This is a genomic window from Reyranella aquatilis, from assembly GCF_020880995.1.
GTDB lineage: Bacteria > Pseudomonadota > Alphaproteobacteria > Reyranellales > Reyranellaceae > Reyranella > Reyranella aquatilis.
The window spans coordinates 14,538-40,714 of the sequence record NZ_JAJISD010000005.1 but is presented as its reverse complement, the minus strand read 5'-3'; the positions used below and the strand labels follow the sequence as shown (position 1 = coordinate 40,714).

22 protein-coding genes are annotated in these 26,177 nt (G+C 67.5%); 7 read left to right on the top strand and 15 right to left on the bottom strand.

The features are described from left to right. Nucleotides 1-18: 18 nt before the first annotated feature. Together LJ725_RS12790 and LJ725_RS12785 are read left to right on the top strand one after the other, a co-directional pair. On the top strand, nt 19-4,542 hold the full coding sequence (locus LJ725_RS12790; protein ID WP_230551052.1) for a beta strand repeat-containing protein: 4,524 nt from the start codon (nt 19-21) through the stop codon (nt 4,540-4,542). 99 nt (nt 4,543-4,641) lie between these two features. After that, nucleotides 4,642-6,009: a glycosyltransferase family protein gene (locus LJ725_RS12785; RefSeq protein ID WP_230551051.1), complete on the top strand. Its 1,368-nt coding sequence runs from the start codon at nt 4,642-4,644 to the stop codon at nt 6,007-6,009. Nucleotides 6,010-6,203: 194 nt separating this feature from the next. On the opposite strand, the gene LJ725_RS12780 is transcribed toward LJ725_RS12785, so the two are convergent. From LJ725_RS12780 to LJ725_RS12770, 3 genes are read right to left on the bottom strand one after another with little or no spacing between them, the layout of a single operon-like run. Beyond that, a complete protein-coding gene (locus LJ725_RS12780; protein ID WP_230551050.1) occupies nt 6,204-7,475 on the bottom strand; it encodes a hypothetical protein in 1,272 nt (423 codons plus the stop codon). A 16-nt stretch (nt 7,476-7,491) separates the two neighbouring features. After that, a complete protein-coding gene (locus LJ725_RS12775) occupies nt 7,492-8,151 on the bottom strand; it encodes an ABC transporter ATP-binding protein (RefSeq protein ID WP_230551049.1) in 660 nt (219 codons plus the stop codon). After that, entirely contained in the window at nt 8,148-10,082 is a 1,935-nt protein-coding gene (locus LJ725_RS12770; protein WP_230551048.1) for a tetratricopeptide repeat protein, read from the bottom strand. Before LJ725_RS12770 ends, LJ725_RS12775 begins: the two co-directional genes overlap by 4 nt. Before the next feature lie 199 nt (nt 10,083-10,281). Between LJ725_RS12770 and LJ725_RS12765 the strand changes: the two genes are divergently transcribed. Next, complete coding sequence (locus tag LJ725_RS12765) at nt 10,282-11,319, top strand: glycosyltransferase family 9 protein (RefSeq protein ID WP_230551047.1); 1,038 nt, start codon at nt 10,282-10,284, stop codon at nt 11,317-11,319. 30 nt (nt 11,320-11,349) lie between these two features. On the opposite strand, the gene LJ725_RS12760 is transcribed toward LJ725_RS12765, so the two are convergent. From LJ725_RS12760 to LJ725_RS12735, 6 genes are all read right to left on the bottom strand, one after another. Beyond that, a complete protein-coding gene (locus LJ725_RS12760) occupies nt 11,350-14,526 on the bottom strand; it encodes a beta strand repeat-containing protein (protein WP_230551046.1) in 3,177 nt (1,058 codons plus the stop codon). A 179-nt stretch (nt 14,527-14,705) separates the two neighbouring features. Then, nucleotides 14,706-15,821 (bottom strand): BMP family ABC transporter substrate-binding protein, encoded by a 1,116-nt coding sequence (locus LJ725_RS12755; protein ID WP_230551045.1) that lies wholly within the window; start codon nt 15,819-15,821, stop codon nt 14,706-14,708. Nucleotides 15,822-15,825: 4 nt separating this feature from the next. Then, complete coding sequence (locus LJ725_RS12750; protein ID WP_230551044.1) at nt 15,826-16,185, bottom strand: hypothetical protein; 360 nt, start codon at nt 16,183-16,185, stop codon at nt 15,826-15,828. A 307-nt stretch (nt 16,186-16,492) separates the two neighbouring features. After that, the gene (locus tag LJ725_RS12745) at nt 16,493-17,011 is read right to left on the bottom strand and encodes a DUF1993 domain-containing protein (protein WP_230551043.1); all 519 of its coding nucleotides are present in this window, start codon (nt 17,009-17,011) and stop codon (nt 16,493-16,495) included. A gap of 74 nt (nt 17,012-17,085) precedes the next feature. After that, the gene (locus LJ725_RS12740) at nt 17,086-18,225 is read right to left on the bottom strand and encodes an aromatic ring-hydroxylating oxygenase subunit alpha (protein WP_230551042.1); all 1,140 of its coding nucleotides are present in this window, start codon (nt 18,223-18,225) and stop codon (nt 17,086-17,088) included. Nucleotides 18,226-18,318: 93 nt separating this feature from the next. Then, nucleotides 18,319-19,155: a dienelactone hydrolase family protein gene (locus LJ725_RS12735; protein WP_230551041.1), complete on the bottom strand. Its 837-nt coding sequence runs from the start codon at nt 19,153-19,155 to the stop codon at nt 18,319-18,321. 89 nt (nt 19,156-19,244) lie between these two features. Here LJ725_RS12735 and LJ725_RS12730 point away from each other — a divergent pair, with 89 nt between their 5' ends. After that, the gene (locus tag LJ725_RS12730; RefSeq protein WP_230551040.1) at nt 19,245-20,171 is read left to right on the top strand and encodes a GlxA family transcriptional regulator; all 927 of its coding nucleotides are present in this window, start codon (nt 19,245-19,247) and stop codon (nt 20,169-20,171) included. 63 nt (nt 20,172-20,234) lie between these two features. Here LJ725_RS12730 and LJ725_RS12725 read toward each other — a convergent pair whose 3' ends face one another. Both LJ725_RS12725 and LJ725_RS12720 read right to left on the bottom strand, forming a co-directional pair. Continuing rightward, nucleotides 20,235-20,648: a hypothetical protein gene (locus LJ725_RS12725; protein WP_230551039.1), complete on the bottom strand. Its 414-nt coding sequence runs from the start codon at nt 20,646-20,648 to the stop codon at nt 20,235-20,237. 5 nt (nt 20,649-20,653) lie between these two features. Continuing rightward, nucleotides 20,654-21,223, bottom strand: coding sequence for a pyridoxamine 5'-phosphate oxidase family protein (locus LJ725_RS12720; RefSeq protein ID WP_230551038.1), 570 nt, complete (start codon nt 21,221-21,223; stop codon nt 20,654-20,656). 153 nt (nt 21,224-21,376) lie between these two features. Between LJ725_RS12720 and gcvA the strand changes: the two genes are divergently transcribed. From gcvA to LJ725_RS12705, 3 genes are all read left to right on the top strand, one after another. Continuing rightward, nucleotides 21,377-22,366 (top strand): transcriptional regulator GcvA, encoded by a 990-nt coding sequence (gene gcvA / locus LJ725_RS12715; RefSeq protein ID WP_230551037.1) that lies wholly within the window; start codon nt 21,377-21,379, stop codon nt 22,364-22,366. Nucleotides 22,367-22,433: 67 nt separating this feature from the next. Beyond that, nucleotides 22,434-23,192: an aspartate/glutamate racemase family protein gene (locus LJ725_RS12710; RefSeq protein WP_230551036.1), complete on the top strand. Its 759-nt coding sequence runs from the start codon at nt 22,434-22,436 to the stop codon at nt 23,190-23,192. 37 nt (nt 23,193-23,229) lie between these two features. Next, nucleotides 23,230-23,883, top strand: a complete 654-nt coding sequence (locus LJ725_RS12705; protein ID WP_230551035.1) for an HAD family hydrolase — start codon at nt 23,230-23,232, stop codon at nt 23,881-23,883. A gap of 6 nt (nt 23,884-23,889) precedes the next feature. Here LJ725_RS12705 and LJ725_RS12700 read toward each other — a convergent pair whose 3' ends face one another. The 4 genes from LJ725_RS12700 to LJ725_RS12685 form a co-directional block, all read right to left on the bottom strand. Continuing rightward, nucleotides 23,890-24,243, bottom strand: coding sequence for a bleomycin resistance protein (locus tag LJ725_RS12700; RefSeq protein WP_230551034.1), 354 nt, complete (start codon nt 24,241-24,243; stop codon nt 23,890-23,892). A gap of 80 nt (nt 24,244-24,323) precedes the next feature. Beyond that, nucleotides 24,324-24,554, bottom strand: coding sequence for a hypothetical protein (locus LJ725_RS12695; protein WP_230551033.1), 231 nt, complete (start codon nt 24,552-24,554; stop codon nt 24,324-24,326). Between the two features lie 328 nt (nt 24,555-24,882). Beyond that, complete coding sequence (locus tag LJ725_RS12690) at nt 24,883-25,251, bottom strand: hypothetical protein (RefSeq protein ID WP_230551032.1); 369 nt, start codon at nt 25,249-25,251, stop codon at nt 24,883-24,885. 73 nt (nt 25,252-25,324) lie between these two features. Continuing rightward, nucleotides 25,325-26,137, bottom strand: coding sequence for a glycoside hydrolase family 25 protein (locus tag LJ725_RS12685; RefSeq protein ID WP_230551031.1), 813 nt, complete (start codon nt 26,135-26,137; stop codon nt 25,325-25,327). Between the last annotated feature and the right edge of the window lie 40 nt (nt 26,138-26,177).

Sequence of the window (26,177 nt, the reverse complement as noted above, 5' to 3'; positions counted from 1 at the left end):
GAGCGAGGAACGATGGCCGTGCCGGTGACTCTGACCTACCACGTTTCGGCGGCCCTGCTCTCCGAACTCACGAACAATGGAAGCGGCAACGGCGTAAACGCCTACCTCTGGTACAACAGCTATAGTGCGGCCGGTGCTTCGTCGCCCTTCACCACCATCATCTCGAATGGCGTGGCGAACGCCAGCGGCACATTCAACAGCAGCACCGGGACGACCGACTGGGATCTGACGCTCACCACCGATTCGGTGGCCAACCCCGTTTCGGGGGGCAAGGTCTATCTCATCATCCAGAGCAACCCGACCTCGACGCCCACGATCAACGACCTGACGACCCTGATCGGCACCACCGAAGGCAACATCAACCCAGCCAATGCCGTCGCCTACAATTTCAGCTACGACACGTTCGAGGTCGCGCTGGCCAACAGCACGGGCGACGTCGCCGATCTCAGCGCCATCAACAGCTTCGGGCACCAGTTCGGCATCAGCGCGGTCGTCAACGGCGAAACCCTGGCGCGCGGCTACAACTCGACCTACGACGCCGGCGGCATCGGTACGCTGATCAATGACGCGGCCGCCGCCGTGCCGGGCGCCGGGACGACCGCGCCGGTCATCAATTTCCCGGCCGGCAGCACGCTGGCGACGCTGGGGATGATCGCCATCACGCCGGCGACGGACAATGGCGATCAGGCGCCGCCGTACAACCCGCCGCCGACGACGCCCGACTACACGACCATCTGGCAGCCGTCCGACTGGCAGCAGTACGTCACCACGGTGAGCGGGCTCACCGGCATCGAACTGGTCGGCCACTTCAACGGCGCCGAGGATGCGGCCGGCGTCTATCACAGCGCCGGCTATTTCGATTACACGGTCGCGGTGCAGACGATTTCGGGCAATGCGAACCTGACGGACGGCACCTATTTCGTGCTGTCGCCCTCGGCACAGAGCCAGATCAGGGGCTACCTCGTCATCGGTGAAACCGCGCTGATGGGCAACCTCTACTCGCCCGGCCTGGCCACGTCGCCCGCCTATGTGTTCAGCGATGCGGCGTTGGAGAACCCGTACAACATCGATGGCAGCTCCGCGACGGGCGAGATGAACACGGGCGCCAACAACCAGTGGGGCGACATCTTCACCCAGCTCTTCACGGGCTTCACGGGCGGCTATTACGGGGGCACCGGCCAGTCGATCCCGACCAGCGAGAGCAGTCCGCACGCGCCGGCCTATACCGTCAATCTCAACCAGAGCTACAACTGGGATCCGACCTACGCGTTCGACGGGGCGCGCAGCGGCACGACCCTCACCGGGCAGCACTACGATCCCTACGCCAAGATCTTCTTCGACAATTCGAACATCTACGGCACGGCCTATGGCGATGCGCTGACGGCCAACTTCAACACCTCGGTGACGCTGCCCGTGTTCACCGGCGCCGTCGGCACCGGCAGCAACGTCTCCAACATCGACCTGTGGGCCTTCGCCGCGACCGAGACCATGACCACGGTACCGGGCACGACGACGAACTTCTACGCGCCCTACACGATCGACAACTACATCGCGCCCGGCGGTTCGGACTATGCCGTGCCGACCGGTCCGAGCGGCGGCAACAGTCTCAGCCTCACGCTTGCCAACAACGGCATGGTGGTGGACCCGGACGCCGCCGACATCCAGCTCGGCATCTATCTCGGCACCGGCCAGTTCCAGTATCTGTCGCTGCCGAGCGGCGCAGCCCAGAACGGCGGCGGTCCGTGGCAGGTCTGGACGATCACGCAGGACACGACCAAGCCGGCGGGACAGCAATATGCGATCGAGTCCATTCCGATCCCGGGAAACTTCAGCGCCGTCCCGCCGCAGCCCTATATCCCCTATACGTCCTCGGACCAGGTCGGCTCGCTGTCCTTCGACAATCTGCCGGCGGTGGCGGGGGCGACCAACTGGTATCAGCTGCTCGTCGGCGGCAAGATCTTCAACTTCTATGCCACGCTCGACGGCTCCTCCAACGTGACGGTGGTGGCGGCGGATGGGCTGGCTTCCGTCACCCAGCCGACCGCCGGGCAGGCGTCGATTTCGCTGTCGGTCGTGCCAGGCTTCATGGACGCGCTGCCGGGCGCGGTCATGGAATCCTATTCGACCGCCACCACGCTCGCGACCCTGCCGCAGCCGACCGCGCCGGTGGCCGGCACGCTGGCAGGTTCCGTCCTCACGCCGCTGCAGACGACGGCAGGGCAGGCCGTCGATACGAATTCCTCGGTCTACCTCACGGCGGCAACAGAGCTGGCCTTCGGATGGACAGGATTGAGCACCGCGGTCAACCAGCCGAGCTGGATCTCGGCCGTCACCAACAAGGTCGGCGCGGCCAACCTGGCTTTCGTCAACGCCGTCGACCTTGCCGCCGGCCTGTCGGCGCAGAGCTGGTTCGTGACGCCCGACATCGACGGCCAGTGGCTGACCCCGACCGCGTTCAATTTCACCGAGGGCGCCTATGCCGTCACCATGACGGAGATGCTGTCGGACCAGATCACGCCGTACGGCAACACCAGTTCGCCGGTCTATGTCGTGGTGTCCGCGACCGGCGCCATCTCCGACACGGCAGCGCGCATCTCGGGCGCGCTCGACGCCTACCAGGCTGTGGCGGCCTCGCTCACTTCGATCACGATCACCGATGGCCAGCCGCTCACCATCAGCTGGGCGGACATCACCGCCGATGCGGCGGCGCTTGCGCTCATTCCCGGCGGCGCCTACACGCTCGACGTCGTCGACAGCTCGACCACCATCATGGCGAACATCGCCGCCCTGAACGGCAACGCCAAGGTCGTGGGGATTGGCTTCACGGATGCCACGCCGCCGACCCTGACCTTTACCGACACCGAGTACACCACGACCTACAGCACCGCGATCGGCGAGATGATGGGCGAGCGCTCGATCGCCGTCACCGGCGTGACCGGTCAGAACTACACATCGTTCACCCAGAACTACACGCACGGCGTCCTGTCGAGCGGCGCGAACGGCACGGGTGTCCTGTCGCTGACACAGCAGTTCGCGAGCAATTATACCGGCGGCAACATCACCAATGCCGGGACCTGGGAGCACGATCTCGACGGGATGAGCCGCGTGGTGGGCGACCTCTATTCCGGCACCGCCGTCAACGGGATCACCGTCGCGGAAGCGGCCCTGCCGGCGCTCTACCAGACCGGCGGCGCCGAGGCCCGCGACACCTTCACGTCCGTCGAGTACGACTATGCCAACGGCGTCGCGACGCCGATGCTGTCGACGTTCACCTTCGGCAATGCCGGGCCGGCGGGCTCGACCGGGGAGATCGACGTCTTCGACGTGAACGACAACCTGATCAGCCAGACGCTCACCGGCTTCAATCCCGACATCCACAATGGCGTCGTGGCCACCGAGACGAGCTATGCCCTGATCAACGGCGTCCAGGCGACGACCTCGACGACCAATTTCTACCAGTATTCCATCCCGGTGAACGGCAACCACTACACGCTGGCGCAGGAGACGCTGGATTCCTCCGGACGTGCGTTGAAGCAGGTATTCTCCGGCCTGTTCGGCGTCGAAGGCCAGATCTTCTCGTCGTACGAGCACGACTTCCTGGGCGGCGTGCACAGCGGCAGCCGGTATGTCACGAACGCGCTCAAGGGACGTTCCTATGCCGGCATCGAGATCAGCCTCGATGCCGACAACAACATCTCCCAGTTCCTCTTCACCGGGGTCACGAGCCAGCCCTATTCGTCGTATGGCTACGACTACTCCTACGACAACGGCGCCTGGGGCGGCGGTGCCCTCGTCGGGCAGACCTATTTCTACACCAACGTCGCGGGCCAGTCGTACTCATCCTACGAGGTCGAGCTCGACGGCTCGGGCAATTGGACCAGCGCCACCTACAGCGGCTACACGGTCAACGGCACGCAGCCCTATGCCTCGCTGGAATACTTCTATTCCGGTGGGGTTCGGACCGGCGCCTATAACGGCTATATCGACAACATTGCTGGAAAGAACTGGACCGGCGAGGTGCATGGTTTCGATGCGTCCGGCCAGCTCATCCAGCAGATGTACACCGGTGTAACCAACCAGCCCTACACTTCGTACGAGAACGACTATGCCGGCGGTGTGCTGACCGGCCAGAAATTCTACTACACGAACGTCCAGAACCAGGGCTACTCGACCTACGAAGTGGATCTGACTTCGACCGGCGCGCTGGCGCTCGAGATCTACAACATGAACGACGGGAGCCACCGCATCATCGGCTCCACCATCAGCCAGACGATCGACAGCATCTACGACGACCTGACGACCGGCGGCGGTGGCGCGGACATCTTCAACTTCACGCCGTTCTTCGGGGACGCGACGATCACCGACTTCGCCAGCGGCACCGACAAGATTTCGTTGTCGACCTCGGAGTTCGCAAATTTCGCCTACGTCCAGGCCCACAGCAGCGTGGTCGGCGGCAACACCGTGATCGACGGCAGCAACGGCGACAGCATCACGCTGCAGGGGATCACGACCCTGCAGGCGTCGGATTTCCTGTTCGTCTGACGCCCACCGCCGGCGGCCGGATTTTCTGCTGAATCCGGCCGCAAATTCCCGCAATCGCTGCTAATGTCCGGTCCGCCGAAGGGCCGACCGGAGTGAGCGATGAAGAAGCGTGTGGCGATCGTATCCAGCTACAACGAGGAATGCGGAGCCGCATACTACAGCTCACGGCTGTTGAAGCACCTGCTGGCTGCCGGCTACGAGGTCGAGGTCAAGCGCCTCCCGGTGTCGCTGCTGCGGCTGCAGTCGCCGACCTTCCTGCGCCGCAAGGGCGACCAGGAAATCGCGCGGATCGCGCGGGAAATCGCCGACTTCGATGCGGTTTTTCTGCAATTCGAGCCCGGGTTGTACGGTACCCGACCCAAGACCTCCTATACCCGGGTCCTGCGCCTCCTCAAGGCGGCGAAGTGCGCCGTCATCACCATCCACGGCTTCGACCGGCAGATGTCGAGCCGCTCGCTCATGGCCTTCGGCAGCAACATGCTGAACCTGCGGCCGGGGGCCGCCGTGATGGGCTTGATCGAGGGGGCCCTTGATCCGATCTACGAGAGCTTCTGGAGCTACGTGCGGAAGTCACCGCATGTGAAGGTCATGACCTTCAATCGCGGCGACCAGGTCCTGCTCCAGCGGTTCTTCAACCTGGGTCAGATCACGAACTATCCGATCTGCTACTTCGACCAGGAGGAGGTGGGGGAGGTCCGTGCCTCGCTCGACCGCGAGCGGTTCCTGGCGCAGTACGGGCTCGACCCGAAATACAAGTACTTCGCGGTCTGCGGCTTCTTCGCCGCCTACAAGGGCCACCTGACGGCGATGAAGGCGCTGGAATTCCTGCCCGACGACTGGCGCCTCGTGCTGGTGGGCGGCGAGCATCCGCAGGCGCTCGAGCCGGGCCGCGACATCGGCGGCTACGTGCGCCAGCTCCTGTCCTTCCCGCTGGCCGTGGACAGACCCTCTGCGGACGCCAGCCTGGAAGTCGAGGGCGGACTCAAGACCTTCCTCGGCGGCCCGGTGGTGCGATCCGACCAGGTCTATCGCCGCGAATTGCGCGACAAGCTCTTCGCCAAGTCCGAGTTCAAGTATTTCTTCCCGACCAGCGAGATCAAGCACCGCATCCACTATCTCGGCCAGGCGTCGGACGAGGAGATGCCCAAGTTCTACGCCATGCTCGACTACGTGGTGCACCCCTACATGCGCACCAAGGAGGGGCAGAGCGGCTCCGGTCCGGCGACCTTCGCCATCGAGTTCGGCTCGCGCGCCCTGTTCTCGAACGCGCCCGTCTTCCGCGAGATGGGTTTGTATTTCGAGGGCGCGATGCAGTACTTCAACATCGGCAACTTCATGGAGCTGGCCGACCAGCTGCAGCGCTTCGACGGCTTCGTGCCCGGCCTCGACGCCAGGCGTCGCGTCGCCATCGAGACCTACAATCCCAAGGGCATGGTCGACGCCTACCGGCGCCTCATCGAGGCTTAGGGGCTTTCCGCCTCAGATTGACCCACGGACCTCATCCTGAGGAGCGCGCCGAAGGCGTGCGTCTCGAAGGGTGGGCACGAGCACCACGTCTGTTGCCGATCCTTCGAGACGCGGCCTGCTGCCGCTCCTCAGGATGAGGTGTGCAGGTCGACTTGAAGTGGAAAGGCCCTAAGCGACGAAGCGAGCTACCCGCCTCACACGTGGTCCCTGACCGAGTAGTAGATCATCAGCAGGAATATCCAGGCGCCGAACGAGGCCAGCGCCACGATCAGGACGGACACGACGCGGCGTGGATAGACCGGGTGTTCGGCCAGCGACGGCGTGACGAAGACCTCGAGGTACATGGCGCGGCGCGAGGCCTCGAACTGGGCCCGCTGCAGCGACTGCATCGCCGCGTCGTAGAACTTCTCGGCGAGTTGCCGCTCGGTCTCGACGCTCTCGAAGCTGCGGATGTTCTGGCTGATCGGCACGCTGTCCTTCGACTGTTCGCCCGTCATCCGGGCCTCGGCGTCGCGGATCAGCGATTCCAGCGCGGCGATGCGGTCGCGCAGCGACACCAGCACGGTGGACTTCTCGCCCGTGCGGGCGCGTGTCGTCAGATAGTCGGCCCGGACGCGGCCCAGCTCGTCGCGCAGCTTGGCGAGCCCCAGGCGCGCCGAATCGGCCTCCTTGTTGGGATCGATCGAGCGTTCGCGGTCGCGGAACTCCAGCATCGCCTGCCGGGCCTGGCGCAGCTTCTCGGATGCTTCCTCGACCTGCTCCTGCGCGAACTTCACGTAGTCCGCGCGCGCCTTCTTCGAAAGGTCGTCGGCCAGGGTCTCCGACAGCGCCAGCACGTTGCGGCCGATGGTCAGCGCGTCCTCGGGCGTGAAGGCGCGGACCTGGACGCTGACGATGCCGGTGGTCAGCTCGAAATAGGGCTCGACCTTGCCGCGCCAGTATTCGACCAGGGTCTCGATCGAGGCGTTCGGATCGAGTCGCGAGAGCTCGTCGATCTCGGGGCCGGAGAACATCCTGCGCAGGTCGATCTTCTCGCTGATCGCATCGACCATTGAGCGGCTCTTGATGTACTTCACCACGATGTTCGACTGCAGACCGATCTGCGAGGCCGAGGCCATCCCCTGGAAGATCGAGGTGGCGTCGTTGCGCTGGGCGTCGGCGGAGCGCACGCCGAACTGGATCTCGGTCGCATACTGGCTGGACGCGAAGAATCCGTAGTAGACGGCGGCCAGCGCGGTCGGCAGGCCGACCACCAGCAGGAAGACCAGGATCGACAGCCAGCGCGCCGGCCGGCCCGCGCGCTCGTCCGCCGGCGTCCAGCGCCGCGAGATTCGCCGCGCCGAGAGCGTCTCGGCCGGGCGGGGCTGACCGTCCTCGCCGGGGGCGAGCGCGCGCTGGTCGTCGGCGCGTGCCGGCAGCGGCGCGGTCTGGACCAGCTTAACAGGGGGCCTCTGGGGTTGGGTCATGCTGCCTGCAAATCGCTCACGTCGCCCGGAGCGAACGTTCGTAGGTCTCGAGAGCCTCGTCAATCGTCGTGAAGTCGCTGAGCTTGCCGCGGTGCAGGACGGCGCCCAGGTTGCAGTACTGGCGGATCGTCTCGACATGCTGCGAGACCAGGATCAGCGAGGCCGAATGCATGCGCTCCCCGAAGGCGGCGGCGCACTTGCGGCGGAACGAGGCATCGCCGACCTCGATCACCTCGTCCACCAGGTAGAGGTCGAAATCGAAGGCGAAGCTGGTGGCCACGGCGATGCGGGCGAACATGCCGGACGAATAGGTGCCCACCGGCATGTCGAAGTAGCGGTCGAGCTCGGCGAACTCCTCGATCCAGGCGCTGACCTCGTCGTGGTTCATGCCGTAGACGCGGGCGAGGAAGGCCACGTTCTCGCGGGCCGAGAGGTGAGGGTGGAAGGTCCCGGTGAAGCCCACCGGGAACGAAATGCGCCCCTCGCGCACGATGCGGCCGCGGTCGGGCATCTCGCTGCCCGCGATCAGGCGCAGCAGGGCGGACTTGCCCGCACCGTTCACGCCGAAGATGCCGACGCGGCTGAGCGGCGGCAGCTCGAAGCTCACATCGTCCAGGATGACGTGGCGGCCGCCCGGCACGGCGTAGCTCTTGCTGACCCGTTCGAGGCGGATCATTGCGTCCTCATGCGCCGACGCAGCGCCCGTTCGAGGATCAGGCCGACCAGCACCGTGCCGAAGGCGACGGCAAGGATGTAGCTCTTGTCGAGCCAGGGCGGCTCGTAGTCGCGGAAGAAGCCGGTTCGGAACCACTCGATGCATTGCAGCAGCGGGTTCCACGACAGCGGCTCGCGAATCCACTCCGGCATGCTCTGCGGCAGGAAGAACACGCCGGAGGCCACGTACAGGAAGCGCTGCGTGATCATCCAGCCGTTGGCCCATGGCCGCCACAGGTTGTTCATGACGGCACTGATCAGCCCGAGTCCCAGGGCGAACAGCCAGACCGCCAGCGTCGCATAGACCGCCTCGATATGATTGTCCGAACGCGGCCCGTAGGAGATCAGCTCGAAGGTGCCGAAGGTGACCACGATCACCGTGAAGCCGATCAGCAGTTCGGTCAGCGCCATCGCCAGCACCAGGTCGAGGCGGGCGATCACCGGGACCTGCAGCACGCCGATATTGTCCTGGAACAGGTTCTGCGAGTGGTCGATGACGTGGATGAACAGGTAGAAGGGCATCACGCCCGTCGCATAGAAGAAGAACAGGTGCCCGCCGATCGGCGGCATGCCGCCGTTGAACAGGCTGAGCACGATGCCCAGGGTCAGGATATTGATGGCCTGCGGGATGAACAGGGACAGGAAGCCGAAGCGGCCCTGCGCCGTGCGATGACGGAAGTCGCGCAGCACCAGCGCCGTGAGCACGCGCGCCTGGGTCAGGAGCTGCTCGCCGATCGCGCCGAGGCGCGAGGGCGGCCGGGGCGGTCGGTCGCGCCAGGGCGCGCGCGGCATCGGCGGGAACAGGCCCGAGCCGCCGGCAGGAGCCACCGGCTCGCGGCCCGAGCGCTTGGCGAGCAGGAACAGCCGGAGGTCGCGCACGCTGGTACTGGCGGGCGCCAGTTGCGAGGCGCGGTCGATCACCTCGACCGCCTCCTCGTCCTCGTTGGCATGGGCCAGCGCGTGCGCCAGTTCGACATGGATCTCGGCCTTGTCGGGCGCGGCCGCCACGGCCTGGCGCAGGTACAGGATGCCCTGGTCGCGCTCGCCCAGCCGGTTGGAGAGCGCGCCCGCCATGTAGAGATATTCGCCGTTGCCCGGATCGATGCGCAGCGCCTCGAGGATCGCGTCCAGCGCCAGCCGGTTCTTGCCCATCGAGGCATAGGACGCCGCCAGCAGGTGGCAGACCGAGGCGTCGTCCGGCTGCTCCTCGCGCAGCCGCAGCAGCAGGGGGATCGCCCGCCCGTGATGGCTGAGTTCGAACAGGATGCGGGCGAGCTTGTCGCGCGGCGCCGCCGCGTCGGGCCACAGCCGCGCCGCGCGCGCCGCCGCGTTGGAGGCGGCATGGAGGTCGCCCGAGCGGTAGGCGAGCTCGATCTCCATCAGCAGGCTCTCCTCGGTCGGCGCGCCGCCGTCGTTGACCGAATGGACCGCCTGCAGCGCCTCCTCGACACGGTTCGCCTGGACCAGCAGCCGCGCCATCTGCAATTGCCCCGCCTGGCTGGGAACGCACAGGGTGGCCCGCGCCTCGGCGGCCGAGATCGCGCCCTCGATGTCGCCCGCCTGGAGGCGCGCCTGGACCAGCAGGTCGTGCGCCGGCTCCAGGGCTGGGTCGTGCCGCACGGCCAGGGCCGCGCTTGCCGCGGCGCCCGCTGCATCGCCGCTCTCGAACAGCAGGATCGCCAGGCGATGGTGGAACGGTGCCGACTCCGGCGCGCGCGCCACCAGCAGCGTCATGGCGCGAACCGAGGTCACGAGGTCGCGGCTCACATAGGCGATCTCGGAGGCGATCAGCAGGTCGTCGACGGACAACGCGGCCGCAGCCTCGTCCGAGGCCAGGCGCGCGCGCACCGCCTCGATCGGCGTTTCCGCCGAAAGACGCTCAGCGTCCGTCACGGCGGCTCCGGTGCGAGTTGACAAAAACCGGCACTGCCCTCAGCAGTAGCCCGCGCCACCGCTCCGGATTCCGAACCCTCTGCTGGTCATGATCAATTTTCATTGCCGACACTATAAGGGTTCGAAACCCTGCACGTTCAACAAAACCGAGGGCATGGAGTGCCCGACCTGCACCCGCGCCGATGAATTCCGTTGCCGCGTGCTGATCGTCAAGCTCGATGCGCTGGGCGACGTGCTGAGGACCGGCAGCCTGGTCCCGATCCTGCACAGGCTGCATCCGCGACCCTACGTCTGCTGGATCACGCGGCCCGAGGCGGTCGAGATCGTGCGCATGATCGACGGCGTCGACGAGGTGGTGCCGCTCAACGTCGACGGGCTGGCGCGTATCGCCGAGGGTGGCTGGGACCATGTCTACGCCCTGTCGAACGACCACAGCACCGCCTCGCTTGCCACCGCGGCGCGCGCGGCGAACCCGCCGGTCGGCTACTCGATGAAGGAAGGCCGCCTGCACCCCAGCAATGCCGCGGCCGAGCGCTGGCTGGAGATGGCGGCCTTCGACCGGCTGAAGCGCGCCAACACCGAGAGCTACCAGAAGCTGATGCTCGACATCGTGGGCGTCGAGGGACCGATCGAGCCGCCTAGGCTCACGGTCGAGCGCAAGCATCTGGATCACGCGGCCGGCTGGATCGCGGGCCTGTTCGCCGGCAGCGGGCGCCGCCGCATCGCGATCAATGTCGGTTCGGGCGCGCGCTGGCCCAAGAAGATGCTCGAGGTCGATCAGATCGCGGCGTATGCCCGCCTCGCGCGCGAGCGGCTCGATGCCGACATCCTGCTGGTGGGCGGACCGGCCGAGATCGGCAAGACCGAGGCGATCCTGGCCGCCTGCGGACCCGGCACGCCGGTCCGGTCCGCGCTCACCTCGCATTCGGTGCCGGAATTCGTCGGCGTGCTGCGCCAGGTCGATGCCCTGCTGTGCGGCGACACGCTGGCGCTGCACATTGCCACCGCGATCGGCCTGCCGACCGTGTGCCTCGTCGGCCCGACCAGCTCGGCCGAGCTCGCCGATTTCGGCGGTCTGGTGCTCAAGAGCTCGGTCGACACGCTGGATTGCCTGGGATGCTACGGCGACTGCCGCAAGGTCGACAACTGCATGTCGCTGTTCGACATGGGCGCGCTGGTCGATCTCACGGCCCGCCAGCTCGCCCGCCCGGTGCCGGCCAGGCCCGCCGGGGCCTGACCGCTTTCGTCTCTCTCGGACGCCGCCGCGTCAGAGGATGAAGTCGGAGAGCTGCAGCCCGCCCGACGTCGTGGTGATCGCGACCAGCGCGAGATCGGTGTTGGCGTTGAAGACGCCCGGATCGTACTCGACATAGATGTTGTTCGAGGTGCCGGACGTCTGGATCAGGAGATTGTCGGCGGTGATGCCCAGCGCCGACAGGTCGATCTTGTCGACGCCGAGCTGGAAGCCGACGATCGTGTCGTAGCCGGTGACCAGGTTGCTGTCGAGGTAGTCCGCATAGACGAAGGTGTCCGTGCCGCCGCCGGCATAGAGCGAATCGGCGCTGCCGCCGCCCTGGATCCGGTCGGAGTTGTTGTCGGCTATGATGACGTCCCCGCCCGACGAACCGATCACGTTCGGCACGTTCACGATCGAGGCTTCGAGCGTGAAGATGCCGTCGTTGTTGGCGCCGTCGTTGACGTAGGCATTGTGGCCGTTGAGCAGGTCGACATAGACGCTGCGACCGACCGCCATCTCGGCGAACGAGATCGTGTTGTTGGCGAAGCCCGTGACGCCCGCCATCTGCGATGCGCCGCCCCACACCTGGTTCACGCCGTCGTCGTCGACATTGCCCAGCAGGAAGGTGTTGAAGGCGCCGCCGCCGTAGAGCGCATTGCTGCCGCCATCGCCGTTCAGCACCGTGACGGCGCCGGCATCGGCCGCCGCCTGCGCGGTGCTGGCGTAGATCAGGTCGTCGCCGTCCAGCCCGTTCAGGCGGCCGGTCGTATTGCCGCCGACCAGCAGGTCGTCGAACGCCGATCCGGTCGCGTTGTGGATGCCGCCCGGGAAGTAGTCGACGGCGATCGGCGTCACCGTGGACGGTCCGTCCCAGTAGCTCGCGCCGACGTCGCCGCGCTGTCCGATCTGGGCCGGCAGGTCGACATAGACGCCGCCGATCGCGTCGTAGTAGCTCACGCCGCCGCTGCTCAGCACCGGATTGGCCGAGATCCAGACGGTGATGTGCTGGCTCGAGAAGGCGCCGACGGAATCGGCGGCCGAGACCGTCACCTGATAGCCCGGAGTCGCGCCAGCCGACGGCAGGTGGCTGAGGTCGGGGGCGGTGATGAAGCTCAGCTGGTTGCCGCCCACCATGTCGAACAGCGCCGCGTCCTCGCCGCCGGTGATGGCGTAGGAGATGGTCTGGGCGGGGTCCACATCGACGGCGGTGACGGTCGTCACCAGCGTCTGGCTGGTCACCATGGTGATGCTGGCGGTCGGGCCGCCGCCGTTCGAAGTGATGTCCGGCGGCGTGCCCGGCGGCGTCGGTCCGGGCTCGTTGCCGACGATGAAGTTGGTCGCGCCGCTCTGGTCGTCGATCTGGTCGCCGGTATTGGGCAGCGGCGCGCCGAGCGAGTTCTCGCCGATCACATTGTCGACGATCTGCGTTCCGGTGACGCCGGCGGCGAGCGTGATGCCGTTGCCGGTGTTGCCGCTGATGTAGTTGGCGCGCGGGTCGTCGGGGCTCGTCTCGACGCCGCCGATCAGGTTCCCGGTGCCGGTGGTCGACACGAGGATGCCGCCCTGGCTGTTGCCGAAGCCGCTGGTGATCAGGGAGTTGGTGCCGATGGCGGTGTTCAGGACCTGATTGTTGTAGGCAGTGCCCGTGATCTCGATTCCGTAGCCGCCATTGTTCGAGAAGGTGTTCTGCGGGATGACCGAGCCGTTGTTGCCGCCGATGATGTTGTCGTGGGCGTTGCCGCTGATGACGACGCCGCTGCCGCCGTTGGCCATGCTCGGGATGCCGATGCCGGTATTGACGGTCGTGCTGGTGCCCGTCGTGTTCAGGCCGACGATGTTGGGATCGACGGTGACGCCCCAGGCATCGCCGGTGATCTCGATGCCGTTGTTGGTGTTGCCGGAGAAGACGTTTGTGCGGAGGAGGATGTTGCCGCCCGTCGAATCGATCAGGATGCCGTCGTTGCCGTTGGGCGCCGAGCCCTGGAAGGCGAGCAGGCCGCCGAACGTGTTGAAGCTCGTGAAGCCGCTGGCGGTATCCGTGACGTAGATGCCGTTCTGGCCGTTGCCGGCCGAGACGTTGCCGAGCGGAATGACGCCGCCCACCGTGGTGTCGCGCGAATCGCCGTCGACCAGGATGCCGTTCAGGGCGTTGCCGACCGTCGTCGCGTTGTCGGCACCGATGCCGAAGAAGTTGGCCTGGATGACGGCATTGTCGGAGTTGGTGATGTGGACGCCGTTGCCGCCGTTGCCGCTCAGCACGTTGTAGTAGACGAAAGGCTCGGTATAGAAGTCGCAGCCCAGCAGGGAGTTGTTGTCGGCGTTGAGGATCTGCACGCCGTCGCTGCCGTTGCCGATGGCGGCCGTGCCGTCGGCGTCGGTGCCGATGAAGTTGCCGCTCAGCACGTTGTTTTCCGAACCGTTCTGGATCAGCACGCCGTTCTGGCCGTTGCCCGAGATCAGGTTGCCGAGCGGCGGCGTCACCAGAACCGGCGGGACGATCGTGCCCTTGTTGCCGGTCGGATCGTTGGCCTCGCCGGTCTGCGAGTTTACGTACACGGTGCCGCCGATCATGTTGTCGTGCGCGCCGTTGGTGATCAGGATACCGTTCTGGCCGTTGGCCACGGCCGTGGTGCCGTCGGCGTCCGTGCCGATGCGGTTGCCGACCACCGTGTTGCCCGACGATCCCCAGAAGGCGATGCCGTTGCCGCCATTGCCGGAGATCACGTTCGTGACCGTATCCGGATGGCTCTCGGGATTGAGGCCGATCAGGTTGCCCGACGAGGTCGAGTTGACGTGGATGCCGTCCAGCGCGTTGCCGAAGGCACTGCCGTCGGCATGGATGCCGATGTAGTTGGCATTCAGCGTGATGTCGGAACTGTTGAGCGTGATGCCGTTGCTGCCGGAATTGCCGAGCGCGAGGCCGAACACGGCCGAGCCGCTCGATCCGCCCGAGAAGGTGAGGCCGGAATTGCCGCCGAAGTTGATCTCGACCGTCGGCACGCCCAGCGCCGCAAAGCCCGGCGCCGTCATGCCGTCGAGCGTGACGGGCTTGAGGATGGTGGGAAGCGAGCTTGCGAGCACGATCTCGCCCGCGACGGTGAAGACGATCGAGTTGCTGGCGGCGTTGGTCGAATTGAGCGCGGTGATCGCGGCGCGGAGCGAGCCGGGGCCGGCGTCATCCAGGGTGGAGACAATGAAAGTGGTCATGCCGGATTCTCCGTGCGGTTGAGCTGGATCGGTTAACGCGTACGCGCGCTGCATCCCTTATCACATCTCGCTCATCGCCCGATGAATCTTGCGTTGAAGCGCCGGCCATTCAGCAACGCGAATGCATCGATGGAAGAGTAGGCCGTCCCAAAAGGCGTGTGTTTGCACCTTCGGTGCGATCAGGGGATCGTGCCGACGACTCCGTCGAGCAGATAGTCCGTGCGCTGCAGGGCTTCGGCGGTGGCATCGAGCACGGTGCCCGCCGGAAGGACGCGCCGGCCCCTGTTGTCGTCGAGCGGTCCAATGAAGATCGGCTGGCCTTCCTTCATCGCGGCGATGGCGTCTGTCGCGGCTGCGATGGCCTCGGGGCTTGCACCCGCAGCGAACGGACTCGAGCGCACATAGTCTTGCGCGTAGCCGCCGGTGACGAACTCGGGCAGGACGCCGCCGGCGCGGCAGGTCTCGACCAGGCCGCGGAACATCGCGGTCCAGTGGTACTCGGCGCCGGTGATGTAGCCGCGGGGCGCGAGCGGCGCCTGGTCGAAGGCATGGCCGCAACTGCGCACGCCCCGGCTCTCGGCCGTCGCGATGACGGGCGCGGGCGCATCGAGATGGCAGGTGATCACGTCGCAGCCTGCATCGATCAGCGCATTGGTCGCCGCGGCGTCGCGCATCGCATCCTCCCAGCCGCCGGTGAAGGTGACGTGGACCTTCGCCTGCGGATTGGTGCGGCGGGCACCCAGCAGGAAGGCGTTCACGTTCAGCAACACGGAGCCGAGCGGCAGGCCGGCCACGAAGCCCAGCCGGTTGGTGCGCGTGCTGAGCCCGGCCGCGACGCCGTTCACATAGTGGCCCTGGTAGATCAGCGCATTCTGGCTGCCGAGGCGGCCCGGTCGCTCCTTCAAGGGAAGTAGCGAGGCTTGGCGGAAGGCGGTGGCGGGGAACCGTCGCGCGGCGGTGCGCAGGAAGGGATCGTTGTCGAAGGCGGTGGAGATGACGATGCCGGCACCGGCTGCGACCAACCCGCCGAGGGCGCCGGCATAGGCGCGCGTCGCGACATCGTCCCGGCCGCTTCCATAGTCCGTGCTCTCGGGCAGGTAGGGCGCCTCGACCAGGCGCACGCCCGGCAGCCGCGCGAGTTCGGCCGCGGCGACGGCATGCGACTGGTTCCAGCCCCAGTCGAGGCGCGGGCCGATATAGACGAAGCCGACGGTGAACCCGGCGGCCTGTGCTGGACGGCCCGGCACCGTGAGAGGGGCAAGCGCCGCGGCCGCGAGCAGAGCGCGCCGCTTCATCGGCCTAGAGGGGCCGGCAGTTCAGGGCGACGGTCCGCACCGAGCGTCCGGCCTTGCCGTCGCAGCCCAGCCGCTTGCCGTGCGCGTAGAAAGGCGGGTCGAGGAAATAGTCGAAGTCGTCTGTATCCTGCGCGTTGACCACCCGGTAGAGCTTGTAGGGGCCGTTGTCGCAGATGATCTGATGCGAATCGACGAACATTGTCGCCGGCGCGATCAGCACATGCTCGATGTTGGGATTGGCGGCGCAGAACTTCTTCTGGAGCTCGGCATGGCTGCCGCCTTCGATGATCGGAACCGGCTGCGCCAACGCCGTTGCCGCCAGCACGCCGAGCGCGGCGGCGATTCGCCAGACTGAAAGGTTCACAACGCTCCCCCGAGGCCGCACCTATCCGCATTGTGGCGGACGGAATGGCACGGGGCCAGCCCGCGAGCGGCGCGCCCATCATGCCTGGGGCAAACGCATGAGAGCCAAGGGTCCCTCGCTCCGTTCGGGACGACTCCGTCTGTCGGATCGGCGCACGGCGCAAACCCCGACAAGAATGTCATCCCGAGCGTCCGGCGAGGGACCCTTCGCGTTCATCGAGACACCGATACCCGTGGCCCTCTTCGAGCCATGTGGGATCGCCCTCCTATGTGAGGGGCGCGGTCCCTTCGGGGCAGGCGCGCGGGCGTTACGCCGCGTCGCGATACGGCATCGCACCCAGATAGTTCTTCTTGCCGACCGGCACGCCGTTGTGGCGCAGGATCGCGTAGGCGGTCGTGACGTGGAAGTAGAAGTTCGGAATGACGTGCTGGACGAGGAACTCCTCGCCCGACAACGACTTGCCGTTCCAGCGCGGCTGGGTGATCCGCCGCTCGGCCGCCCCGGCGAACGACTGGGCGGTGAAGCCGTGCAGATAGGCGACGGTGCTCTCGATGCGCGCCTTGATCTCGGCCAGCGTCGTCTCGGTATCGGCGTGGACCGGCGCATCCTTCTCGGTGCCGGCCAGCCGCGCGGCGCCGAGCTTGGCGGTGTCGCAGGCGATCCGGATCTGCTGGATCAGGTCGAACTGATCGGGCGCCAGGCGTGCGTGCAGCAGCACGGCGACATCGAACTTCTTCTCGCCGGCATACTTCTCGGCGTCGTTCAGGAATTCGGTGAGATTGCCCAGCATCTTGCTGAACTGGCGAACGACGAGCGTCTGGATCATGCGAACCTCGGGGGGAATGGAAGGGAGCGCAGGCCCCTACGCGATTCCACCGCCCGCCGCCAGAGCGTGCGTCGCTACGCCTGTTTGGTCTTCAGCAACTCGACATGCTCGGTGAGATGGCGATGGAAGTGGCCGATCGCCTGCTCGTAATGGCCGAAGGTGAAGTGGCTGTTGGCGCCCGACGCCAACCCAAGTTGAATCTCGCGCGCGGCGTGGCGGTCTTCCAGGATGCCGCTCTCCTGCACGAAGTTGGCGTCCTTGCGCGCCTGCTCGATGTCGAGCGGCTTGCCGTTCTTGATGCGCGGCGCCAGCTGGTAGACGACCCAGTGGGTCTCCGACGGCGACACCGGCTCGAGGATGATCAGGATGGCGTGGCTCGACAGCACGCTGACATGCGTGTTGGGGAAGAGCTGGTGGACGTCGGTGATGCGGCCCTGCGTGCTCCATTCCTCCCGCGGCATCGCTCGCAGCTTCTCGATGCGGCGGAACGGGAAGACGATGCGCGAATTGCGGCCGTGCAGCTCGACCACGTTCAGGTTGTCGTAGCCGTAGGGGAAGAACGACTGATTGTGCAGCGCCTTGATGTGGTAGCCCTCCATCGAGGTCTCGCCCAGCACCTTCCAGTTCGCCTTGTCGTCGAACTCGATCTTGTTGAACAGCACGTAGTCGTCGGTGAGCACCTCCGGCAGGTCGCCGAGGGCGCCGTCCGACAGGGGTTCGTCTTGCGTCACGAACACGATTCCGTTGCGCTCCTGCACCGCGGCCACCGGCACCAGCCCATGCGTTTCCTTGTCGAGCCCGGGGAAACCGTCCTCGCCGGGGACGTGGCGCAGCGCGCCGTCCAGCCCGTAGGTCCAGGCGTGATAGGGACAGGCGAAGGCGCGCTTGCAGCCCTCGCCCTCCTCGAGCTTCATGCCGCGATGACGGCAGGCGTTGCGGAAGCCGCGCACCACGCCGTCGGTGCCGCGCACCACCAGCAGCGGCGTGCCGACCGTCGTGCGCGCGATGTAGGAACCCGGTTCCGGCAGCGCCGCCGAGGGACAGAAGGCCATCGGCACGCGCCGCAGCACCTGGAGTTCCGCCGCGAAGCGCTCGGGCGAATGATAGTTCTCGACCGGCTCGCGCCACACCGTCGTGCCCTTGTCGGTCGTCTTGCCGTCGATGTGGGCGAAGATGCGATCGATCAGGTCGGTCTCGTTCAGCAGCGCGGCCATTCGTCTTCCTTGGGCAATCGGGCGGCGCCGATACTAGCCGGGAGACCATCGTGCGCAACAAACGCCCGAGCCGCGCTGCGAGACCGATGGCGGTCAGGATGATGACGGAGGCGGCCGCAGGCGTTCGCTGAAGAAGGACAGGATTTCGTCGCGCGCGGCGACGGTCGGCTGGCCCGCTTCGTCGATGAGATGGACCGTGACGACGCTGTGCGGGGTCGGAACGAAGCTGCCGAAGAACGGCGGCAATCCCTCCCTGTTGGCGGCGCTGTCGGGCAGGACGCGCGGGACGAAGCGGTCGCCCAGCGCCTTCGAGAAGGCCGCGAACCGTTCGGCGCGGCAGAATTGGTCGCCGGCGAAGCGATAGCCGCGCACGGTGAGATCGTCTCGCTCCAGCCGTTCGCGCACCGCCGCCAACTCGCTCTCGGAGAGTCCAGTGCCGGCCGGATCGTCGAGCGGCAGCGACGGCTGCGCCAGGACCGGCGCCCGCACCGCGGGTTCGAGCATCATCGACAGGGCGAAGTTGCCGGTGAAGCACATGCCGATGGCGCCGACTCCCGGGCCGCCGCATTCGACATGCGCCACGCGGGCGAGCGCCCGCAGCCACTGCACGACGGGCGATTGGCCACCGTCGGCCAGCGCGCGGAACTCCGCGCTGACGCAGGCGCGCTTGAACACGCCGGCGCCTTCCTCGGCGGAGACCACGGCGCCGTCGCGGCCGAACAGCGAGGGCATGTAGACGGCGAAGCCGGCGTCGCGCACCCAGCGGGCGAAGCGCGCGACCTGCGGGCTGATGCCCGGCATCTCGGTCATCACGATCACCGCCGGTCCCCGGCCCGCGACATGCACGGTCTTCGTCGCGCCGTGCAGCGTGAATTCGCGGGGGACGAAATCGTCGAGCGGATCGTCCTGGTCGAGAGCGCGTGATGGCATTCGATTACTCCGGTGATCGGCGGGATCATTGCGCTGTCCGGGTGATTTCGATAGGTGTCTAGATCGACACTGAACGGGCTTTTTCCGCCATGACGCGAATCACCGTCCTCGAACTGCCGGGCCGCATGGCGTCGAGCGCCGCCATCACCCACGACGTGCTGGCCACCGCCAATCGCGTGAGCCTCGCCGCGGGCCGGCCCGCGCCGTTCGAGGTGCGGACGCTCGCCTGCACCGGCTCCAGGACGCGCGCGCCGGCCTCGGGCACCGATCTCGTCATCGTGCCGGGCCTCGGCGTCGATACCGAAGAGGCGCTGCTCGCGCGGATCGCGGCACCGGATTGCCGGCGCGCCACGCACCTTCTTGCGAATGCCGCGCGGGCCGGCGCGTCGATCGCCGCTTCCTGCGCCAGCACCTTCCTGCTGGCCGAAGCCGGGCTGCTCGACGGCCGGCGCGCCACGACTACCTGGTGGTTCGCGCCGCTGTTTCGCCGCCGCTATCCCGAGGTCGCGCTGCTGACCGATCAGATCGTGGTCGCGGACTGGCCGGTCGCCACCGGAGGTGCTGCGATGGCGCAGATGGACCTGATGCTGGCGGTCGTCGCGCGCTTCGCGGGTGCGGGTCTGGCGAAGGCCTGCGCCGGCTACCTGCTGCTGGACGATCGCCGCTCGCAGGCGCCCTACATGGCGATCACCTATCTCGCGGGACAGGATGCGAAGATCGCGAAGGCCGAGAGCTGGGTGCGCCGCAACGTGGCCCGCGATTTCACCGTCGAGGAACTGGCCGACGCAATGGCGCTCAGCCCGCGCACCTTCGCCCGCCGCGTCACCGCGACCTGCGGCCTGTCGCCGATCCGTTTCGTGCGCCGCATCCGCATCGAGACGGCGCGCTTCCTGCTGGAGACGACGAAGCTGCCGGTGGAGGAGGTGGCGCGCCGCGTGGGCTATGCCGACGGCTCGACGCTGCGTCGTCTCATGCGCAGCGATGGGCAGCGCTCGCCGGCGGCGTTCAGGCGCTAGGTTCTCCGGCCCGAAAGAGCGCCGGCACGGCAATCGGCGGCGCCTCCGGCATGCCGGGCTCCCTCAATGGGAGCGTTGCTTCAGGCCCCAGCGGCCGCCGTCGAGCGTCACGATCCACAGATTGCGGTGGACCGAGAGCGGCACGCCCGCGGCGTCGTCCCGCGAATACTCGACCAGCAGATGGACCTTGGTGGGTGTGGCGAGCACCACCTCCTGCCGCCGGTAGCGCGTGCGGTGCCAGCCGGTGGCGGAGAGATCGTGGAAGAAGCTCTCGCCATGCCGGCCGGGCCCGTCCCACACGACGAGCGTCTCGCCCGCCAGGATCACGTGCGGGAAATGCAGCTGCGCATCCATCCCCTCGGCGTCGCGCGCGTTGAAGCGCTCTGTGAAGGCGTCGATGCAGGCGAGAGCCTGCCGCACCGCCTCGCGCGTCGCTTCGGTCGCGCCCTCGTCGAGCGCCGCCAGCTCCACGAACATCGCCGCTATTCCCCGGCCGGAGCGGGCGCGACGGCGTCGGGCGTCTTCGTGCCGTCGCGCGCCGGCCACTGGTCGGCGGCGGCGGGCAGCTTCGTTTCCTTGCCGGTGATGCGCGTGGGCGTGACGGCATAGACGGTGATGTGGTCGAGACGCGGGTAGAAGCCCTTGGGGCGGCCGACGTCGCGGCCGTGATACTTGGCCATCAGCGCGTCGCAAAATCTCTGCTTCAGCGCGCGGTCGTCGACGATGCGGATGGTGCCATGCACCACGACGCTGGCATGGGCGATCGAGACGTCGCATTCGAAGCGGCCATAGTCGAAGACCTCACCCGGCTCGTCGACCACCAGGCAGACGCGCGGCGCGGCATCGACGTTGGCGCGGAAGTGGCCCGGCGCGGCGCTGTTGTGCATCAGGATCTCGCCGTCGAGGCAGACATAGAGGAGAGGCGTCACGTAGGGTGCGCCGTCCGCGCCGACCGTCGCCACGCGGGCACAATGGCCGCGCGCCAGGAACAGGCGGGCGTCCTCGTCGGACATCAGCTTGTCGGTGCGTCTCACCGGCGGTGCACTGCTCATGGATCGCCCCCCTTGTGCGAGGGGACGCTAGCGGACCGTGCGCCGTGGCACACACGAAGGCTGCTCACGTCGGTTCGACAAAAATCTCGGCCTCGTCGCCAAATTTTCTCGCCTTCGTCCCGGCCGGTTTCACCCTATGGTCTGCGCATCCCCATGGTTTACCGCCTGCCCCCTCTCAGCTCGATGCGCCTCTTCGAGGCCGCGGGCCGTCATCTCAGCTTCAAGGCCGCCGCCGAGGACCTGAACATCACGCCGAGCGCGATCAGCCACGGCGTGCAGACGCTCGAGGAGTGGCTGGGCGTCGAGCTGTTCGTGCGCGGCAATCGTTCCCTGTCGCTCACCGAGGCGGGCGCGGTCTACCTGCCGCAGGTGCAGGCCGCGCTCGACCTGCTCGCGCGCGCGACCGAGACGGTGCCGGGCCGCAAGCCGACCGGGCGGCTGGCGGTGAGCGTGCCGCCCACCTTCGGCATGCGCTGGCTGCTGCCGCGGCTGCGACGCTTCAACGAGCGCCATCCGCGCATCGAGGTGACCGTCGACACCTCGCAGCGCCGGGTCGAGTTCTCCCGCGACGGCATCGATGTCGCCATCCGGATGGGGCGCGGCGAATGGAGCGGTCTGCATGCGACCTGCCTGGTGCGCGAGAAGCTGGTGCCGGTCTGCGCGCCGGCGCTCGCCGCCTCGATCCGCTCCGCCGACGATCTGCGGCGCGCGACCCTGCTCCACGTCACCAAGGCCGGCGAGGACTGGGCCGCCTGGAGCGGCCTGGCCGGCGTCGATCTTTCCAAGACGACGGGCGGGCTGCGCTTCGACACGATCCAGATGGCGCTGGAAGCGGCCGTCGCGGGTATCGGCGTGGCGCTCGGCCGACTGCCGCTGGTCGAGCCGGACTTCGCCGCCGGCCGGCTGGTGCCGGTCCTGGGACCGCCGCTCGTCTGCGCCACCGGTTACTGGCTGGTGATGCAGCGCGAGACCGTGATGCGTCCCGAGGTGAGTGCGTTCCGCCGATGGATCGACAGCGAGCTCAAGGCCGCCAACGACGGAGGCCCAACGGAAGCGGCTCCGGCACGGTTGCCCGCGGCATCGGCGGGCGCGTCCCGCAGCGGCGTCCGGCGCGCCCTGCGGATGGAAGGGAAGCTCGGCTGACTTCTCCTCGTGCGCCTTGAAAGGTTCGCGGTTGCCGCCGCGACGCCCCCTCGCTCACGCTGGCTGGATGAAGAAGATCGGAATCGTGGGCGGCGTCGGCTGGCCGTCGACCCTCGACTACTACCGGCTGCTCTGCACCGCCGCGAACGCGCATTTCGAGGCGCTGGGAACCAGCCTGCCGCATCCGACGCCGCCCATGACCATCGAATCGCTGGTGATGCACGAGACGCGCGGCTATCGCGCCCGGCCGGGCGACGGCGATGCGGCCTGGGCGCGCTATGACGGTGCCTTCCGCGATGCCTTGCTGCGGCTGGAGGCGGCGGGCTGCGATTTCGCCGTCATCGCCAACAACACCTCGCACACGCGGCTGCAGGCGATCACGCGGGGCGTGCGCCTTCCGGTCGTCAGCATCCTCGACGAAGCGGCGGAGGCGGCGCGACTGACCGGCGCGCGCAAGGCGCTGGTGCTGGGAACGGAGGTGACGATGCGTGCCGCCGACTATGCCGTCCTGCTGCGCGCGCGCGGCATCGAGCCCAACGAACGCCTGCCGGATGCGTCGATCGAGGAATTGCAGGCGCTGATCGACCGCGAGTTCCATGCCGGTTGCACGCCAGCCGGGCGGGCCGGCCTGGTCGACTTCTGCGCCCGCCATGCCGGCGATCGGGACTCGACGGTCGTGCTGCTGGCCTGCACCGAGCTGCCGCTCGCCTTTCCGGATCATGGCGACGCCGCGACTTTCGAAGCGGAAGGCTTCCGATTCGTCAACACGACGGCGGCACACGTGCGGGCCGCGCTGCAGATCTCTCTGGGCCAGCGCCCGCTCTGATCCGCCGCATGCCGTTGCCGACCAACAGGAGCGGGCGATGACCCGCGTGCGCCGCTCGCGCCCCGTGCTCGTGCTGGATGCGATGGGCGTTCTGTACGAGACCGGCGACGACGTGGGCGAGTTGCTCGTTCCCTTTGCCGTGCGCCATGGCTCGACCGCCGCGGGGGAGGAGATCCGACAAGCCTATCTCGCGGCAAGCTACGGCCAGATCGACGCGTCGTCCTTCTGGGAGCGGATCGGCGTCGAACCCGCTCGCGAAGACGACTATCTCGCGGGCCATCGTGTTTCGCCGGGCGTGGGCGCGCTGCTCGACGGTGCCGGCGCGGTTTTCGACTCCGTCTGCTGCCTGTCCAACGACGTCGCTGCCTGGTCGCTCAAGCTGCGGCGCCGTCACGGGCTCGACCGGGCAATCCCGCGCTGGTTCGTGAGCGGCGAGATCGGCCTGCGCAAACCGGATCCCGGCATCTATCGTCACATGCGCGTGCATCTCGGCGGGCCGGCCAGCGGCTTTCTCTTCGTCGACGATCGGGTCGCCAATCTCGATGCCGCGCGCAGGCTCGGCCTGCATACGCTCCTGTACGATCCGGCGGGGAAAAGCGAACCGGGCGACCATCCACGCATCGGCCGACTGGAGGAGCTTCTCGATCCCGCGATCGTCGCCCGCGCGACTTCGCGCAGGTCCCGGCGCTGAGCGGCCTCACCACTGCGAGCAGCCGAACCTCAGCAGGTTGCCGTGCGGATCGTGGACGTAGAACTCCTTCATGTTCCACGGCCGCACCTCGAAGGGCGAGAGCTTCTGGACGCCGCGCTTCTCGAATTCGGCATGCAGCGCTGCGACCTGGCCGCCACGGATGTAACAACCCGTGTTCTCGGGAAACCGGCGATCGTCGGTCCTCCAGAAATGGATCTCCATCTCGTCGCGTTTGACGATCAGGTAGCCCGCATCCTGGTAGCCGACGGCAAAGCCGAGCTGCTCGGCGTAGAAGGCCGCGCTCTCGGCGATGTCGAGCGAGGCGAGGATGGGGATGGTACGCGCGGGGTCGGCAATCATCGCGAGAACCTGCGGCGGCCGGGCGGGAGCGTCAAATGACGGCTGTTCGACGCGAACCCGGTTTCCTCATGCGGACGGTATCAGGGAGCGCCCTGGCCCAGCATAACGCTGTGCGAGGGACGGCCGCCGATGGCCAGCCAGCCCTTGGCCGCCGCGAAGGCCACCGCGGCGTCGATCGCCGTGGGACGCTCGCCGCTCATCTCGCGATGGATCAGTTCCAGCCCGATCCAGGTCTGGCGATCGCTCCGGACGCCGCGAACGGCGCGGCAGACGCGGACGGCCAGATCGTAAATCGCCTGCTTCCGTTCCATCTCCTGACCTCCCGAAGGGTTGTTGCGGGGCGTTGCGCCCTCCTTAACAGTCGAACCCGCCGCCGGTTCCCCGGCCACTTTATGTAGATAGGACATGACTGCGCTCCCGCCGGTCGGTGGACCGGTTCTGGCAGTTCGAATTCCAGGAAACGAAGAATTGGCTTAGCGGCAGGAGCCGCGTCGACAGCGGGAGGGTCGACAGCGGGCCGGTTGGCAAGCGAAGGCGGGGACCGGGCTCATGGTGCGAGACATGCGCCTGCCCCGGTCGATCCGCAATGGGTGGTTTTGTCGAATTTCGGCCGCCGCGCAGCCGGTCTTTTCCCGTCGCCTATTCGACCGTGCGGGGTTTACCGCGCGGCGGCAGCTTGCGCGCGGTTTCCAGCTCGTGGGCGAGTTCCGCGAGGCTCAGCATGCCGGGCCGCAGGGGGAAGCGGGCGACGCCCGAGTTGCGCCGGTTCTCCTCCGGCCAGATCGCGCGCCGCGCGAAGGACCGCGCCTCGTCGAACTTGCTCGACCGCAGCGCGATGATGGCGGCGCCCAGGCAGCGCTGCTCCCATTCGCCGAACGGGGCCACGCCACGGCCCAGCGCATCCAGAATCTTGGTGATGGCCTCGACCGCCATCTTCTTCTTGTCCTCGGAAGAGGCGTCTTCAGAGGAGGCGGACAGCGACTTGCGCAGGGCTTCGATGGCGGACATGGGGTCAGTCTAGCTCCTCGGGCGCGGCCCCGCCGCCTCTTTTCGCGCTTGCCGCAGGCCGCGGGAATTCCGGCTAGGCGGCGCCCCAGAAGCGGCGCAGTTCCCCGGCATCGCCGTTGAAGAGATTGCGGTCGCAGTGGCTGACGCCCTTCACGATGTTGGTCTGGCCGTAGGCGGGCTTTCCCTCGCTCTCGTCGCCGGCATACTGCCAGAGCCGCCAGCCGGTCGTTTCCCAGGCCAGCGGAATCTCGGGCGAATCGTGATAGTCGGCAACCCACAGTCCGCAGCGCGCCAGGATCGAATCGGGCGTGATGCGCGCGCCGAGGCTGAGGCCGGAGTTGGGCAGCGGCTCGCCATTGGCCCAGGTCGGGTGGACGTAGACCACCGGCAGCCGGCCGGTCGCCGCCGCCACCGCCTGCACGAACTCCTCGGCCTGGTCGACCCGCATCGAGTTGCGCGGGTTGTTCTCGTTGGCCTCGAGGTCGAGTGCCAGCAGCGTGCGCGGGCCGGGACGCGAGACGGAGAGGAAGTAGGCGGCCTGACGGGCGCCGGGCGTCTGGCCGGTGCCGAAATGATAGGCGCCCCACAGCAGACCGGCCGCCTCGGCCTGCGGCCGCCGCCCGGCATAGGCGGTGTCGAGATAGTCGCCGCCCTCGGTCGCCTTGTGGATCACGCCCAGCATGCCGCTCTGCCGCACGGCGCGGAAATCGGAGACGGCCACGCTGCGGCTGAGGTCGATCACCGCGTCGAGCCCCATCGTCGCGCGGTCGGGCGGCGGCGGGGCGATCGGGTAGGGCCTGGCGGTCGAGACGGGCTGGCTCGGGGTGCAGCCGGCGGCGGCCGTCGCGGCGAGGCCGGAGAAGAGGGTCGTCCTGCGGGTGATCATGCCGCGAGAGTAGATCGCCCGGCGCTGCGGGCAAGCCTGT